The sequence below is a fragment of the Archangium sp. genome, from assembly GCF_036277355.1.
Classification (GTDB): Bacteria; Myxococcota; Myxococcia; order Myxococcales; family Myxococcaceae; genus Archangium.
In genome coordinates this window covers 20,821-35,703 of record NZ_DASUNC010000148.1, presented here as the reverse complement: position 1 = coordinate 35,703, position 14,883 = coordinate 20,821, and the positions used below count along the sequence as shown (strand labels likewise).

The following is a 14,883-nucleotide window of genomic DNA, read 5'->3' as shown; positions in this document are numbered from 1 at the left end:
CAGGGCTCATGCGCCAGAAAAAAAAATCGGGGAGGAGCCACCCCCGTAGCTCCTCCCCGACCCACTTCCCCGTACTGCCCCCGAAGGACCGCTGTGCTGCCCCCGACAACGCCCTGCCCGTCAAACTCTTCCCGACCCCGACAACCCCACCCCCACCCCCACCAACCCGCCGCCCCCGACCGACCCCGACCCCGTCCCGCCCGTCGTACGCTTCCCAGCCCCACCCGACCCCGCCCTGCCCGACCACCCCACCCGCCCTGCCCCGCTGACTTCTTGCCTGGACATAGAGCATCCCGCGTGCCAGCCGGCCTCCAGGGACAAAGGCCCGTGATTTCAAGCGCTTGTCTTTCGATGAAGGGCGGAACCTGTCCCGAAGTCGGTAAGACTTACAGGAGAAAATTGCCGTGGAGCAGTAAGAGGTGCCCGAGGGGCGATATGCGAGTCGCGACCGCGCGTTCCAGGCGCATTCCGCTTCATCCACGTCGGGAGAGAACTGGATGCACCGCGCGCGTTGGCTGTCCGGGGGGATGCTGGTCGGGCTGTTGCTGCTGGGTCGTGCTCAAGGAGCTCGCGGACGGCCGCGTCGTGGTGAACGCGTTCCGCGCCAGCTACACCACCATCGGGCGGACCGCGCCCCACCCCGGCTCCACCCAGACGGATGCGAAGACGGGCTATCAGATGACGTACGACGGTGACCCCATGTCCTATGTCCGTCCGGAGATCGTCCGGGACCTGGAGCTGGAATGGCAGATCCTCTCGCGGGTCTCCCCCTCCGCGGCCCGCGAGCTGGAGACGCAGGTGGACGAGTACCTCGCCGAGCAGTCGAAATAGCCCACGCGAAGAGCGGAGGGACTACGCCAGGAAGTCGAAGCCCACCGCGAGACGAAGCTGCTGGAGCGCCACGGAGGGAGGCAGGGCCCGCATCAGCAGGTCCCTCCCCCACCGCGCCACCGGGTTGCGCAGGTAGCGGATGGATCCCGAGCGCAGGCTCAGCGCGGCGATGTGCGCGGTGCGAGGCCGGCGTCTCGCCTCGTAGGCGCGCAGCGCGCGGACGCGGTCGGAGTCCTGGCGCAGCAGCTTCGCCAGCACCACGGCGTCCTCGATGGCCTGGCAGGCCCCCTGGCCCATGTCGGTCACCATCGCGTGCGCCGAGTCACCCAGCAGCGTGACCGGGCCCTCGCCCCAGCGCGGCAGCGGCTCCAGGTAGTGGATGTCCGTGCGAAGGATGTGGGACTCCGCCGTGGCACGGACCAGCGGCTCGACGGGCTCCATCCAGCCCCGGACGTGGCCGAGCACCGCCTCCTGGTGGCCTCCCGGCGCGTCCTGTCCGCCCTCGGGCGCGGGCGCCAGCAGGAACCAGTACATCCGCCACGTGCCCTCCGGACTCCGGCCGAGGTGACAGATGCCGAAGCGGGCCCCCGGACCGTAGATCTCGAACTGGCTCCCTTCGGGAATCACCTCGGAGGCGACGTCCACCACCCCGCGCCAGGAGGTCCGGCCGCTGTACTTCGGCCGCACCTCCGGGAACAACCGCTGGCGGACCACCGAGTGCAGCCCGTCCGCGCCGATGAGGCAAGAGCCCGTCACCCGCCGGCCATCGGCGAAGGTGACGTGGACCTCTTCGCCCTCGACGTGGAAGCCCGTACAGGCGGCGCCCAGGTGCACCCCGTCCGGCCCGAGCTCCCGCAGCAGCACCTGCTGGAGCTCCGCGCGGAGCAACCCCACCGTGGGCTGGCCCACCTCCCGGCACAGCTCCTCCACGGCCAGGCGGGAGAGCACCTGGCCATCGCAGCGGTGCATCACCGTCTCACGCCACGAGGCCCCCACGCCGGCCACCTTCCCGGCCAGCCCCAGGGCATCGAAGGCCCGCATCGCGTTGGACCAGAGTGACAGCCCGGCGCCCACGGGCCGGTACGCCTCGGCCCGCTCGTACACCGCGACCTCGAGACCGGCCTGACGCAGGGCGATGGCGGCACTCAGCCCGCCCATCCCCCCGCCGATGATGACGACTCCGCGTGACGACATGAGGCCCTCCCCCCGTGCAGCGGGAACGGACCTCGGCGGAGACCCGTTACCGCGTCAATAGTTCCGGTACTCGAACACGTCCAGGACGTACGAGACGCCGTTGCGGCACTGGATGAGAAACTTGGCGGTGCCACCCCGGGTAACGTAGTAGCGCTCGACGAAGACCTCATTCGCGACCAGGGCCGGAACGGTCACGGTTCCCCCCGTGGGCTCCGTGGGGCCGAAGACAGCACCTTCATGGCTCCACCCGGTCGAGGACTGCGAGGCGCAATTCGCGCCGCCTCCGGCCGGGCCCATCGGACCGGTGTCGCCCTTGTCTCCCTTGTCTCCCTTGGGCCCCGCGGGCCCCGCGGGCCCCGCGGGCCCCATGGGCCCGGCTGGACCGGTATCTCCCTTGGGGCCTTGCTGACCGACCGTCACACCCAGCGCGGAGTTCTCCTCCGGCAGGGACCCACGCGAGACGCTGACGAGATAGGTCCCCGGGATGTTGAGCAGTCCAAACGGAATGGCGAGGGTCAGCGTCGTCTCCGAAGAGAACACCACCGAGACGGGCAGCCCCGCGAAGACGGCGGAAGGGGCCGTCGCCCCGAAACCCTCGCCATACACATGGAGCCGTCCCGTGGAGGGCTCCGGATACACGGAGGTGATCAGCAGGCGGGTCGCCGCGGAGCCCACCGCGGGCCAGAGGGCCAGGAATGCGGCCGCGATCAGTGCACGGCTCTGAACATCGAATCCTCTACGCGAGGTCATGGTTCATCCAATCAGACGGACAACGGGTGAAAGGCAGCGGACGCTTCGTGTACACATGAAATCCCATCCTGGCGAGGCTTTCATGCTCATCGATTGCACCCGAGCGCCTCGCCAGCTCCATCCGAAACGTCACGGCCTGATTTTTCGCATGACGCTCTCCCGCGCCGGCCGGGGAGCTTCCAGGCCCTGCGGACCGTGGTGCTGGTGGCCGGATTCCCCGGCCGGATGCGCGCCCACCGACACGCCGGAGTTCAGCCTCGGGCTCGCCTGTGGGAACACCGGCATCGCCATGCACGAGCTCATGCACGCCCTGGGCTTCTACGATGAGCGCCAACGGCCCGATCGCGACCCGTATGTCAAAATCAATCTCCGGAACGTCCACCCCGACTACTCGCGCGACTTCAACGTGTGCCAGCAGTGCACGACGCAAGACCTTCCCTATGACCATGCATCCATCATGCATGTGGAAGGCACCTACCGTTCTGTCAATGAGCCCCCCACTCCCACCCTCGTGCCCAGACAAGCAGGCGTGCAGCTCATGGCGCCCCCTCGCAAGGCAGGCCTGACGGCTCTGGACGTCAAGAAGATCAACAAGCTGTATCAGTGCCACTGACGGAGTGCCCGTGGTAGCAACGGTCGCGGGCCATCGCCGAGTCGTTGATGACAGACATGAAGCGTGGAGGTGAATCGTGACCAGCAGAATGCCAACCCGAAGCACCTCGAACAGGATCGCCCCGGCCGCGCTGGTGTTGATGCTCGCGGGCTGTCAGCACGCACCGGAGTCCCAGACCGTTCCATCGTCGCCAGCGCCTGCCGCGGCGGCGCCCGTGAACCCCGGGCCCGGCATCTGGACCTACGTCTGCGAGAATGGCGAGACGCTCCGGGCGGACTACCCGGGCGCCGGCACCGCGGTGGTGGAGCGCAACGGCCGGACCCATCCACTGAAGGCCGCGCGAGCCGCGAGCGGTGCGCGCTACACGGGCCCGGGCCTGCAGTGGTGGACCCGGGGCACCCACGCCACCCTGAGCCAGCTGAAGCCCGGTGAAGAGCTCGCCAGCGATCCGGGCGTGGTGTGCCGGGTCTCCGTCGACGCCCCCGTCTCGCCGCCACCTCCCGGGGCGCCCGGCGGACTGCCGGACGATCGCACCCCACTGTCGGAAGCACCCACGGGACCGAAGAGCCCACAGGCCGCGGGCGATGTGGTGCAGACCTATTTCGCGCTGCTCGAGGCCGGGAAGTACGGCGACGCCTGGCGGCTCTGGTCGGATGACGGAAAGGCCAGCCAACGCACGGAAGCCGGGTTCGCCGCCGACTTCGACCGCTACGCCAGCTACCACGCCCAGGTCGGCGCGCCTGGCCGGCCCGAGGGCGCTGCGGGCTCGGTCTATGTCCAGGTCCCGGTGGTCATCTACGGGCGGTTCAAGGCCGGGAACGAGCTCCACCAATCGGGAACCGTCACGCTCCGGCGCATCAACGACGTCCCCGGTTCGACGGAAGAGCAACGCCGCTGGCACATCTTCCGGATCGAGCTCTCACCCGAGACGAGAGGGCTGGGCGCGCCCGAGACCCGAGGGACCCCCTGAGTGCGCCGACCGCGCGCACATGTGCTCGGGCCACCTCAGAGGCTGAGGCCATGGGGCGCCCAGTACTGGCGGACCCGAGGTGCTGGGCCAGGAAGACCGAGCCCATGCCTCCCTTCCCGAGCTCCGAGATGAGCTCGTAGGTCTCTCGCAGGATGGTTCCGACGCGAATGGGAGCCGGGGCGGGATGGGTCATGGGAGCCGCTTTCTTCCCATCCGGGTCTGACGCATCCCCCCCACGACACGACACCTCCCAAGGTGTCGGAAACATTGGAGAAACAAACTGGACAGCCGGGGCGGCGGACCTAGTGTCCTGGGCTTTGACGTACGCTCGTGGTCTCCCCGCGGTGCCACAGGCCAACCGGGTATCCATGCGGAGCAGGAGTACGGATGAGGATCGAGCGCCTCACACTCAAGAATTTTCGCAGCTTCGAGTCTCGTACTTTCGATCTCGCACCCTCCTTCAACGTCCTCATCGGCGATAACGGCGCCGGAAAAACGGCTGTCCTGGATGCACTCGCGATCGGCGCGGGCGCGCTCTTCCTCGGGCTCGATGGCGCGTCGCCCCCAGGCATCCACGGAGACGACGTGCGCCGTGTGACCCATGGCCTGGGTGAAGTCCCCACGCTGGAGCGGCTCTACCCGGTGAAGGTCACGTGCGAGGGGATTGTCGACGACGACCGTATCGAATGGACACGCACCCTCGAAGGGCCCAAGAAACACACCACGCATGGTGGCTCCAGCAATCTGGCCCAGCTCGCCGGAGAATGGGGTGAGCAGGTCAAGGCAGGACAGCCCATCACCCTCCCGCTTCTCTCCTACTACGGCACGGGACGCCTATGGCTGCAAAGGCGCGAGCGGCGTTCGAGCTCCTCGGATGGCGCTCGAGTGTTGAAACCCGGCTCCAGGCTCCGGGGATACCGTGGGTGCCTCGATCCAACGTCGAATCACAAAGCGTTCGTCTCCTGGTTCAAGACCATGGAGCTCATCCAACTGCAGCGGGGGGCGCTCGAAACACTCGAATCCGTCAGGCGCTCGATCGTCCGCTGTCTGCGCGGCTGGGACACCGTGCTCTATGACTTCCGCCTCGGAAGTCTGGTGGCTCGCAACCCGCACACCCAGCTTCCCTTCGAGATGCTGAGTGATGGTGTTCGGAACATCCTCGCCATGGTGGGGGACATCGCCTACAGAGCCGCCACCCTCAATCCCCACCTGCGCGAGGAAGCCGCCCTGAAAACACCTGGCATCGTCTTGATTGACGAGCTCGACCTGCACCTGCATCCGCTCTGGCAGCGAGAGATCGTGGATGATCTCAGGAACGTCTTCCCCTCCATCCAGTTCGTGGCCACGACGCACTCTCCCTTCATCATCCAATCCTTACGAGCCCATGAGCTCATCAACCTGGATGACCGGAACCGGGAGTCGTTGCCGAGCCGGAGCATCGAGGACATCGCCGAGGCGGTCATGGGGGTCGAGGTTCCCCAGCGCAGCTTCAGGCACCAGCAGATGATGGACGCGGCCCGCGCCTATTACGAAGCGCTCGAGGAGGCCAAGGGCGCCAAGGGCCCCAGGCTCGCCGAGCTCAAACAGCGGTTGGATGAGCTCTCGGCACCTTTCAGCGACGACGTCGCCTATCACGCGTTCCTCGAGATGAAGCGGCGCGCGGCGAATCTCCCGGGGGACGATGAATGAGGCCCGTGGAACGGGGACCCTGGCCCCTGGATCCCGACGGCACCCCGCGCCCGTTTTCGGAATATGCCATGGCGCGAGGTGAGCTCATCAAGCGCATCGGCGATTACTGCTCGTTCTGCGAGCGGAAGATCAACGCGAGCCTCGCGGTGGAGCACATCCTCCCGAAGATCCACCATCCAGCGCTCAGGTTGGACTGGAACAACTTCCTCCTGGCATGCGTGAACTGCAACAGCACCAAGGGCGACGAGGATCTGAAGCTGGGGGACTACTTCTGGCCTGACAGTGACAACACCGCGCGTGCCTTTGCGTACTCCGAGGATGGACTCGTGGGTCCAGCGCCCCACCTGACGGCCGCGCAAAAAGAGGTCGCGGAACGGACGATCCACCTGACGGGGCTCCACAAGACCCCGACCCATGATCCAGCGGCCAGTGATCGACGTTGGAAGCAGCGCCTCGATGCATGGGGTAGAGCAGAAGAAGCCCGAGAGGATCTCTCCAAGAACGACAGTGAGATCACGAGAAGGCTCATCGTCAGGCAGGCAACCGCGCTCGGGTTCTGGTCCATCTGGATGACCGTCTTCGCCTCGGATCTCGATATGCGCCAGCGGTTCATCACCGCGTTCGAGGGCACACCTGGCGCCTGTTTCGATGCACGGACACAACCCGTCCAACGCTCAGGTGGCGCCCTCTGAGCGGCTGTCCCGTCCACCGCCTGGCGACCGCTGCCCCCTCCAGGGACAGGCGGCTTCACCGGGCGGGTCCCCGCCCGGGCCACCCGGCTATTGCCGCCCAGGAGCCCCCTGCGGTCAGATGCTCCGCATGTCCGCTCCGCTCTCGCCCGACGTGCTCAATACCCCCGAGGGAATCTCCAACCCCTACCCCGCCTACCGGGCCTTCCAGGGCCCCAACCCGGTGCGCTACCTGAGGCTCCCCGCGGGGCCGCTCACGGGCCGGACCGAGCCGCTCTACGCCTGGGCGCTGCTCCGTCACGCCGATGTCCTCGCCGCCATCCGCGACCCCGCCACGTTCTCCTCGCAGACGCCGCCGGTGTTCAAGACGATGCCCCGCTTCGCGCTCCTGCACGATGACCCGCCCTACCACACCCGGATGCGGCGGCTCGTGAGCAAGGCGTTCAGCCCGCAGCGCATCGCCTCGCTGTCGGAGTGGATTGGCCGCCTCGCCCACGAGCTGCTCGACACCACGGGCAAAGGCCCCGTGGAGCTCATGTCCGCGTACGCCGTCCCCCTGCCCATGCGGGTCATCGCCGCGATGCTGGGCGTGCCCGACCAGGACTATCCGTCCTTCAAGCTCTGGTCCGAGGCCGTGGTCGCCTACGTCGGCCTGTCCAAGGAGGAGCGCATGCGCAAGATGCAGGAGATGGCGGAGTACCTGGACCGGGCCATCGCCGCGCGCCGCGCCCAGCCCGCCGAGGATCTGCTCTCCGCGCTCGTGGAGGCCCGGGTCGAGGGCGAGGCCCTCACCGACCTGGAGATCCGCAGCTTCGCCGCCGTGTTGCTCGTCGCGGGCAACGAGACGACCACCAACCTGATCGGCAACATGCTGGCCCTGCTCGCGGATCGTCCGGAGCTCTGGCGCCGGGCCCGCGAGGATCGCTCGCTCGTGGAGCCCATCATCGAGGAGGTGCTGCGCTACGAGAGCCCGGTGCAGCGCTTCCCCCGGGTGACGACGCGGCCGGTGAAGATCGGCGACGTGGAGATCGCCGCGGGGGAGATCGTCGACATGGTCTACGGGGCGGCCAACCGGGATCCCTCCGTCTTCGAGGATCCGGACTCCTTCCGGCCCGAGCGCCCGACGAACGCGCAGCACCTGGGCTTCGGGCTGGGGACGCACTTCTGCCTGGGTGCGCCGCTGGCCCGGCTCGAGGCGCGCGTCACGCTCAACGCGTTCCTGGACCGGTTCCCGGCGCTCGGCCGGGGAGCGGGCGCCGCGGTGCGGCAGGGGTTCGCCCCGGTGAGCCTCGGCTACAAGTCGCTGCCGCTCGTGCTCGGCTGAGCCGGGGGCCCGCTACACCAGCGGCAGCTCCAGCGTGGCCGTGGCGCCCTTGCCCGGCCCCTCGCTCTCCAGCGTGAGGCGCCCGCCCAGCTTCCGGGCGGCCAGCGCGCTGGAGTGCAGCCCCAGGCCATGCCCGTCCTCGCGCGTGGTGAAGCCCTGGCGGAAGAGCCGGTCGCGCACCTCGGGCGCGATGCCGATGCCGTTGTCCACCACCTGGATGCGCGCCACGTCCTCGCGCGCGTCGAGCCGCACGTACAGGTGGCGCTGGCCCGGGGGGAGCGCGGCCATGGCGTTCTTGGCGTTGGTGATGAGGTTGATGAGGATCTGCAGCACCTTGTGCTTGTCCAACCGCGTCCGGGACAGCGTGGAGAGCTCCCGGACCACGTTGATGCCATGGCTCTTGAGCGTGGGCATCTGGATGCTCAGTGCTTCCTCGACGACCAGGGGCAGATCGCACTCCTCGGTGACGAGCGTGTCCCCGGCATAGCTCTGCTGCACCTTGACGATGGCGCGGATGTGCTCGACGTGCTGGGTCGTCGCCTCCAGGCCCTCCTTCAACACCGTCTGCTCGTGGAGCAGCTCATCGGAGAGCTCGGAGAGGTATTCCGGCAGCAGGGAGCCGCGCGGATCCCGGGCGAGGAAGTCCGCCAGCGCCCGCCGGTGGTCCGCGAGCATGCTGGCCACCTGCTTCAACCGCCCCAGGCGCGAGGTGGCCACCGTCTGGTTCATCATCTGCACGTTGACGATGGCGCTGGTCAGCACGTTGCCCACGTTGTGGAGCACGTTGTTGGCCACCTCGGCCATGCCCGCCGCGCGCGCCGTCTCCACCAGCTGGGCCTGGGCCTGCCGCAGCTCCCGCGTCCGCTCGTCCACCCGCCGCTCCAGCTCGTCGTTGGCGCGGCGCAGGGCGCTCTCGGCGCGCTGCACGTCGGCGTACAGCCGCGCGTTCTCGATGGAGATGGCGGCCTGCGAGGCGAGCTGTCCCAACAGCGAGAGGCGCGCGGGCGTGAAGGCGTTGGTGGTGAGGCTGTTCTCCAGGTAGAGCATCCCGCGGAACTCCTCCTGGCGCAGCAGGGGCAGGCACAGCAGGGAGCGGGCCTTCCCGCGCTCGAGCCAGGCATCCGACGAGAAGGAGTGGGGCTGGGAGGCATCGCCGATGAGCACGTGCTCGCGCGTGCGCTTGACGTAGGAGAGGACGGTCCACGGCAGGGGCGTCTCGTCCGGGGAGCCCTCGGGCACCGCGCCCGAGTGGGCCACCACCGAGAGCGTGTTGCCGTGGGGCAGCAACAGGGCGCCGCGCTGGGCGCCCGCGTTCTCGATGGCCACCCGCAGCAGCGTGGCCGCCAGCCGCTCGAGGACGATCTCCCCGGAGATGGCCTGCTGGGCCTTCACCACCGTGAGCGCGTCGAGGAGCTGCGTCGAGCTCGTGTCCGAGAAGGTCGCATCGGAGGCGGACGCGGTGGTGGCCAGGGACGGCCATTCGGCGTCCAGGTGCCGCACCTTGCCGTGGGCGCCCCAGCGCAGGTACGCCTCGCGGGCCTTGGACGCGTAGGCCTCGGCGATGGTGGGCACCTGCCGCTCGCGCCAGTAACGGGCCGCGAGCTCGTTGGCCAGGGCGGCGTTCTGGAGGAAGCCATGCTCGCGAGCGGACTGGACGGCCTCCTCGTAGGCGTGCAGGGCTTCCTTCTCGCGGCCCGTGAGGCGGGCGAGCTCCGCGAAGACCATGCGCTCGGGCGCGCGGAAGGTCGAGGGGACGTTGCGGGCCCACCCGGCCAGCCGGTGCTGCGTCTCCCGCAGCGTCTCCAGCGCCTGCCGCTGCTCCTCCGGGCTCAACTCGCCGAAGCTGGCCGCCAGCGTCAGGGCGCGGTAGAGGTGGAAGTCCAGGGCCTGGAGTTGAACGAGCATGGCCCAGGACAGCTCGGCCGCCCGCGCCCCCGCCTCGCGCGCCTCCGCGTAGGCCCCGCTCAGGTAGCGCGAGCGCATCTTGAGGATCCAATAGAAGCACCGCATGGTGCTCATGCGCTGGGGTGACAGCCCGGCCTCGAAGGACTCCTCGTCGAAGTCCTCCCCGCTCAGCGAGCCGAACGCGCGCGAGACACCGCGCAGGTCCTGCACGTGCCGCTGGATGTGGTGGAGGATGTGTTGCACGTCCTGGAAGCCCGCCTTGCGGACGAAGGCGAGCCGCGCGACGGACTCCTGGTACACCTCGTCCAGCGGGTGCCCCACGGCGAAGCGGTCCGTGAGGATGTTGATGCAGCAATAGCAGGCCGTCTGGAACTCACTGCCCTGCAGCGCGAGCTGGAAGCCCCTGCGCAGCGGCTCCAGCGTCCCGGACAGGGGCCGGGTCCAGTAGGTGATCATCGCCATGAGGTAGATGATCCGGCTGCGGAAGGCGGTCAGGTCGTAGCGCTCGACGAGCGCGCAGGCCAGCTGGCCGAAGGCATCTCCCTCCGGGTAGCGCCCGAAGGCGGAGCCCAGCACCGCGCCGTACCAGCCAAACCCATAGGCGGCCGCCTCGGTCATCCCGTGGCGCAGGACGAGGGAGACCATCCGGCACAGGTGGAGGATGAACAGGTTGCGGTCGAAGAAGGACGCGGGCGCGGAGAGCGTGGAGAGCACGCTGATCACCACCTCCAGGTCCGGGTCCGTCATCCGGGGCAGGTCGATGAGGCTGGAGATGGGGCGCTCGCCCAGCAGGGCCTGGACCTCGTCGTTGGCGGCGGCCACCTCCTCCCAGGTGGGGTGCGGAGAGATGGGCAGGCCCATCCGGGCCAGACACTCCACGAGGCAGGTGGTGGCGGCGTGGATTTCGCCGGCGGCGAGGTGGATGCCGCTCTTCAAGCGGTAGACGGCCGCCATGTCCGCGCGGGTGCGCGCCCGGGGCAGGAGCTCCTCCAGCAGGCGGCGGGCCTCGGCGGCGTTGCCGCTCATGAGCTCGCAGCTCGCCTGGTCGCGCCGGAGCTTGAAGGCCAGCGCGGGGGCGGTCTCCCAGGGGTCTCCGGGGAGCAGGTGGAAGGCCGTGGACAGATAGACGACGGCCGAGCGGAAGGCGGTCGAGGCCTTGGCCCTCCCACCGGCCTCGGCGTTGAGGCGGGCCACGCGGTGGCGCTCCTCGGGCTCGGAGAGCAGCTCCGCGCCGGCGTTGAGCTGGCCCACCACGTCGAAGAGCTTCTCGTGCACCTCCTCGGGCGACAGGCTCGCCAGCAGCAGGCGGCCGATGTGCAGGTGGACGGCCTTGCGCTGGGCCTCGGGGATGAGGGCATGGGCCGCCTGCTGGATGCGGTCATGCAGGAAGCGGTACTGCCCGGGGCCGGCGCTCATCAGCAGGCCCTCCTGGAGCGCGGGCTCCAGCCCCTTCTCCACTTCGGCCGTCTCCGCCATGTGGGAGATGACGAGCAGGATGCGCGGGGAGAAGGTGTTGCCCACGCAGGCGGCGAGCCGCAGCAGGTGCTGGGTGCCATGGGGGAGCTGGCGCAGCTTGCCCACCATGAAGTCCACGACGTTGTCGGAGTAGCCCCGGGCCCGGACCCCCTCGGCGTCCCACCGCCAGGAGCCCTCGGAGGTGCGCGCCAACAGGCCGTCCTGGTTGAGCGTGAGCAGGAACTGCAGCAGGAAGAAGGGGTTGCCGCCGGTCTTCTCCCGGGCCAGGGCCGCGAGCGGTTCGATGAGGTCCGCCCCCGCGCCGGGGAGCGTGTCCGCCACCAGTCGCTGGACGTCCTCCAGCGCGAGCGGCTCGAGCGGGAGGTCCGTCACCCAGGCGTTGGCCTTGCGCACCACCTCCAGCGTCAGCGCGAGCGGATGGGTGGGGCCCACCTCGTTGTCCCGGTAGGCCCCGAGCAGCAGCACGGGCGGTGCATCCGGGTGGGTGAGCAGGTGTTGGAGCAGCTGGAGGCTGGCGAGGTCGGCCCACTGGAGGTCATCCAGGAAGAGGACGAGCGGATGCTCGGGCGTGGCGAACACGCCCAGGAGCCTGCGGAACACGCGGTTGAAGCGGTGCTGCGCCTCGACGGGCGGCAGCTCCGGGACGGGCGGCTGCTTGCCGAGGATGAGCTCCCACTGGGGCACCACGTCCACGAGCACCTGGCCATGGCCCTCCAGGGTCTGGTGCAACTGCTCGCGCCAGCACGTCAGCTCCTCGTCCGTCCCCGAGAGCAGTTGCTGCGTCAGCGCGCGGAGGGCCTGGGACAGGGTGGAATAGGGAATGTCCTGCTGGAACTGATCGAACTTGCCGCTGAGGAAGAAGCCGCGCTGGCGCACCACCGGCTTGTGCAGCTCGTGCACCACCGAGGACTTGCCGATGCCGGAGTAGCCGTGCACCAGGACGAGCTCCGGCCGGCCATACCGGGCCACGCGCTCGAAGCTCTGGAGCAGGGCGGCGGCCTGCGTGTCGCGCCCGTAGAGCCGCTGCGGGAGCTGGAAGCGGGTGGGCACGTCGTGGACGCCGAGCGGGAAGTCCTCCGGCTCGTTGCGGAGCAGGCCGTCGCGGCAGCGCTCCAGATCGGCCCTCAGCCCCTCGGCGCTCTGGTAGCGCTCCTCGGCCACCTTGGCCAGCAGCTTCAGGACGATGGCGGACAGGACGGGCGGCAGCTCCTTCACCCGCTCGAGCGGGGGCTGCGGCGCGAGCGCCATGTGGGCATGGAACCACTCGAGCGGGTCGCGTCCCTGGAAGGGGCGGCTGCCCGTCAGCAGCTCATAGAGCGTGATGCCCAGGGAGTAGAAGTCGGTGCGGTAGTCCACCGAGCGGTTCATGCGCCCGGTCTGCTCCGGGGACATGTACGCCAGCGTCCCCTCGATGAAGGACGCCTGCAGCGCGTCCACGTGCTCGACGAGCTGGAGGCTGGCGATGCCGAAGTCGATGAGGTGGGTGTCGCCCGAGGGGGTGAGGATGATGTTGGAGGGCTTGATGTCCTTGTGGATGATGCCCCGGCGGTGGAGCCCCGCGAGGGTCGAGGCCAGGGAGATGGCCATCTCCAGGACGCGGAGCACGTTGAAGGGCTGGCCGGTGAGCTCGGACAGGGGAATGCCCTCGATCTCCTCCAGCAGCAGCACCGGGCGCTCCTGGAACTGCTCGCAGGCGAGGGCCCGGGAGATGCCGCGCACGTCCCGGAGCCGCTGGAGGATGCCGAACTCACGCTGGTAGCGCTCGCGCTCGCGGGAGCCCGGGGAGGAGGCCACCGGCGTCTTGAGGATGAGCGGGAGCCCGTCCGCGTCGCGCACGGCGTGGAGCAGCAGGTTCATGCCAGTCGACTTGACGACGCCTCGTGGCGTGTAACCTGGGATGTTCAGCATCTCGGGCGTCCTGGGCTGGGAGCCGCCCGCACAGCGGCCAGACCACCATGGGTGGGGCGCGGATGGGACCAGACCCGGGGGGGATCCGCAACGCGGGAATGCACGCCAGGAGCGTGCTCCCTCCCCCGCGAGGCGGCCACATGGAGCGGGCCCGCTGCCCGTTCACGCCTGCCTGACCGCCGGGGAGGCGGGCTCCCGCGCCACCGGGACCCGCAGGACGAAGCGGGCGCCCCCCTGGGGGCGGTTCTCGGCATGGAGCGAGCCTCCGGCCCTCGAGACGTACTCGCGGCACAGGGCCAGCCCCAGCCCGGTCCCCTTCCCCGGCGGCTTGGTGGTGAAGAAGGGCTCGAAGAGCCGCGCCAGCACCTCCTGGGGAATCCCCGGGCCGTTGTCCTCCACCTCCAACCACACCTCGCCCGCCACCGGCCGGGCCCTCACCACGATGGCCGCCCGGCGCGCGGGCACCGCGTCCTCCACCGCGTCCGCCGCGTTCAGCAACAGGTTCAACAGCACCTGCACCAGTTGCCGCTGCCCCAGCCGTACCGGCGGCAACCCCGGGCCCACGTCCAGCGACACCGCCCCCAGTCCGCGCAGCCGTACCATGGCCAGCCGCTTCGCCTCGTCCATGGCGTCCTCCGCCAGCCCCTCGTCCCCCTCGCCGCCCTCTCGCGAGAAGCGCCGCAGGTCCATGACGATCTGCTGGATGCGCAGCACGCCCTGCTGTGTCTCGGTGAGCACGTCCCGCAGCTCCGCCAGGTCCCCCGGCCCGCCCTCGTTGCGCAGCTCGCGCTCCAGGAAGCCGAGGTTGGACTTCACGAAGGCCAGCGGGTTGTTCACCTCGTGCGCCACCCCGGCGGCCAGCTGCCCCACCAGCACCAGCCGCTCCACCTCCGCGCGCTCGCGCTCGGCGTGCACCCGGCGGCGCTCGCTCTCGGCGAGCTGCTCCAGCACCGCCAGCCGCTCCTGCTGCGCCACCTTCTCCGCGTCACGCATGCGCCGGTACGTCTGCCCTCCGACGATGGCCGCCGCGCCCAGCAGGCCGAAGCTCGACACATGCAGCAACATCTCCCGCGACGGCAGGCCGGCCATCATGTCCAGCACCCCGGTGCTGGCCAGCACCCCCACGGAGGCCACCACCGTGGGCAGGCGCGAGTCCGGGCTGAAGATGGCGAGGGCAAAGGGCAGGGAGCCGAGCATCGGAAAGCAGGGGCTGCCGGGCCCACCGGTGTGGTGGATGAGCGCCGTCACCGCCAGGAGCGTGGCCGTCCCGGTCCACATCCCCGTCGACTTCACGGGAACCCACCCCAGCCCCACCGCCACCCCAATCACCCCGAAGCTCGCGCTCCACCCCAGATACGCCAGCACGAGCTCCAGGCTGAAGTCGCCCGACGCCATGACATGGGCGGCGCAGCCCCCGAGGAGCAGGGCCGCGCAGACGAACAGGTTCTTCCTCTTCACCCGGCGCAGGGCCTGCAACTCGGAGGGGTCAGCCGTCATTGAAATGCAATGCTAACATTCCGGCCAGCGGGGATGA

General features: G+C 69.4%; 10 protein-coding genes. 6 read left to right on the top strand and 4 right to left on the bottom strand.

The genetic code is table 11. The features are described from left to right. Positions 1-555: 555 nt before the first annotated feature. Positions 556-831, top strand: a complete 276-nt coding sequence (locus VFZ09_RS36695; RefSeq protein WP_329732422.1) for a hypothetical protein — start codon at positions 556-558, stop codon at positions 829-831. 21 nt (positions 832-852) lie between these two features. On the opposite strand, the gene VFZ09_RS36690 is transcribed toward VFZ09_RS36695, so the two are convergent. Continuing rightward, positions 853-2,025, bottom strand: a complete 1,173-nt coding sequence (locus tag VFZ09_RS36690; RefSeq protein ID WP_329732421.1) for an FAD-dependent monooxygenase — start codon at positions 2,023-2,025, stop codon at positions 853-855. Positions 2,026-2,079: 54 nt separating this feature from the next. Beyond that, a complete protein-coding gene (locus VFZ09_RS36685; protein ID WP_329732420.1) occupies positions 2,080-2,775 on the bottom strand; it encodes a hypothetical protein in 696 nt (231 codons plus the stop codon). 82 nt (positions 2,776-2,857) lie between these two features. Between VFZ09_RS36685 and VFZ09_RS36680 the strand changes: the two genes are divergently transcribed. The 5 genes from VFZ09_RS36680 (at position 2,858) to VFZ09_RS36660 (ending at position 8,060) form a co-directional block, all read left to right on the top strand. Further along, positions 2,858-3,388, top strand: a complete 531-nt coding sequence (locus VFZ09_RS36680; protein WP_329732419.1) for a M12 family metallopeptidase — start codon at positions 2,858-2,860, stop codon at positions 3,386-3,388. 88 nt (positions 3,389-3,476) lie between these two features. Then, positions 3,477-4,358 carry an MliC family protein gene (locus VFZ09_RS36675; protein ID WP_329732418.1) on the top strand — a complete coding sequence of 294 codons (882 nt, stop codon included), beginning with the start codon at positions 3,477-3,479 and terminating at the stop codon, positions 4,356-4,358. 387 nt (positions 4,359-4,745) lie between these two features. Further along, complete coding sequence (locus VFZ09_RS36670; protein ID WP_329732417.1) at positions 4,746-6,047, top strand: AAA family ATPase; 1,302 nt, start codon at positions 4,746-4,748, stop codon at positions 6,045-6,047. A 68-nt stretch (positions 6,048-6,115) separates the two neighbouring features. Continuing rightward, the gene (locus VFZ09_RS36665; RefSeq protein ID WP_329732416.1) at positions 6,116-6,739 is read left to right on the top strand and encodes an HNH endonuclease; all 624 of its coding nucleotides are present in this window, start codon (positions 6,116-6,118) and stop codon (positions 6,737-6,739) included. 127 nt (positions 6,740-6,866) lie between these two features. After that, positions 6,867-8,060: a cytochrome P450 gene (locus tag VFZ09_RS36660; RefSeq protein WP_329732415.1), complete on the top strand. Its 1,194-nt coding sequence runs from the start codon at positions 6,867-6,869 to the stop codon at positions 8,058-8,060. Positions 8,061-8,072: 12 nt separating this feature from the next. On the opposite strand, the gene VFZ09_RS36655 is transcribed toward VFZ09_RS36660, so the two are convergent. Both VFZ09_RS36655 and VFZ09_RS36650 read right to left on the bottom strand, forming a co-directional pair. Next, positions 8,073-13,349 carry a trifunctional serine/threonine-protein kinase/ATP-binding protein/sensor histidine kinase gene (locus tag VFZ09_RS36655; protein ID WP_329732414.1) on the bottom strand — a complete coding sequence of 1,759 codons (5,277 nt, stop codon included), beginning with the start codon at positions 13,347-13,349 and terminating at the stop codon, positions 8,073-8,075. 162 nt (positions 13,350-13,511) lie between these two features. After that, complete coding sequence (locus tag VFZ09_RS36650; protein ID WP_329732413.1) at positions 13,512-14,846, bottom strand: sensor histidine kinase; 1,335 nt, start codon at positions 14,844-14,846, stop codon at positions 13,512-13,514. Between the last annotated feature and the right edge of the window lie 37 nt (positions 14,847-14,883).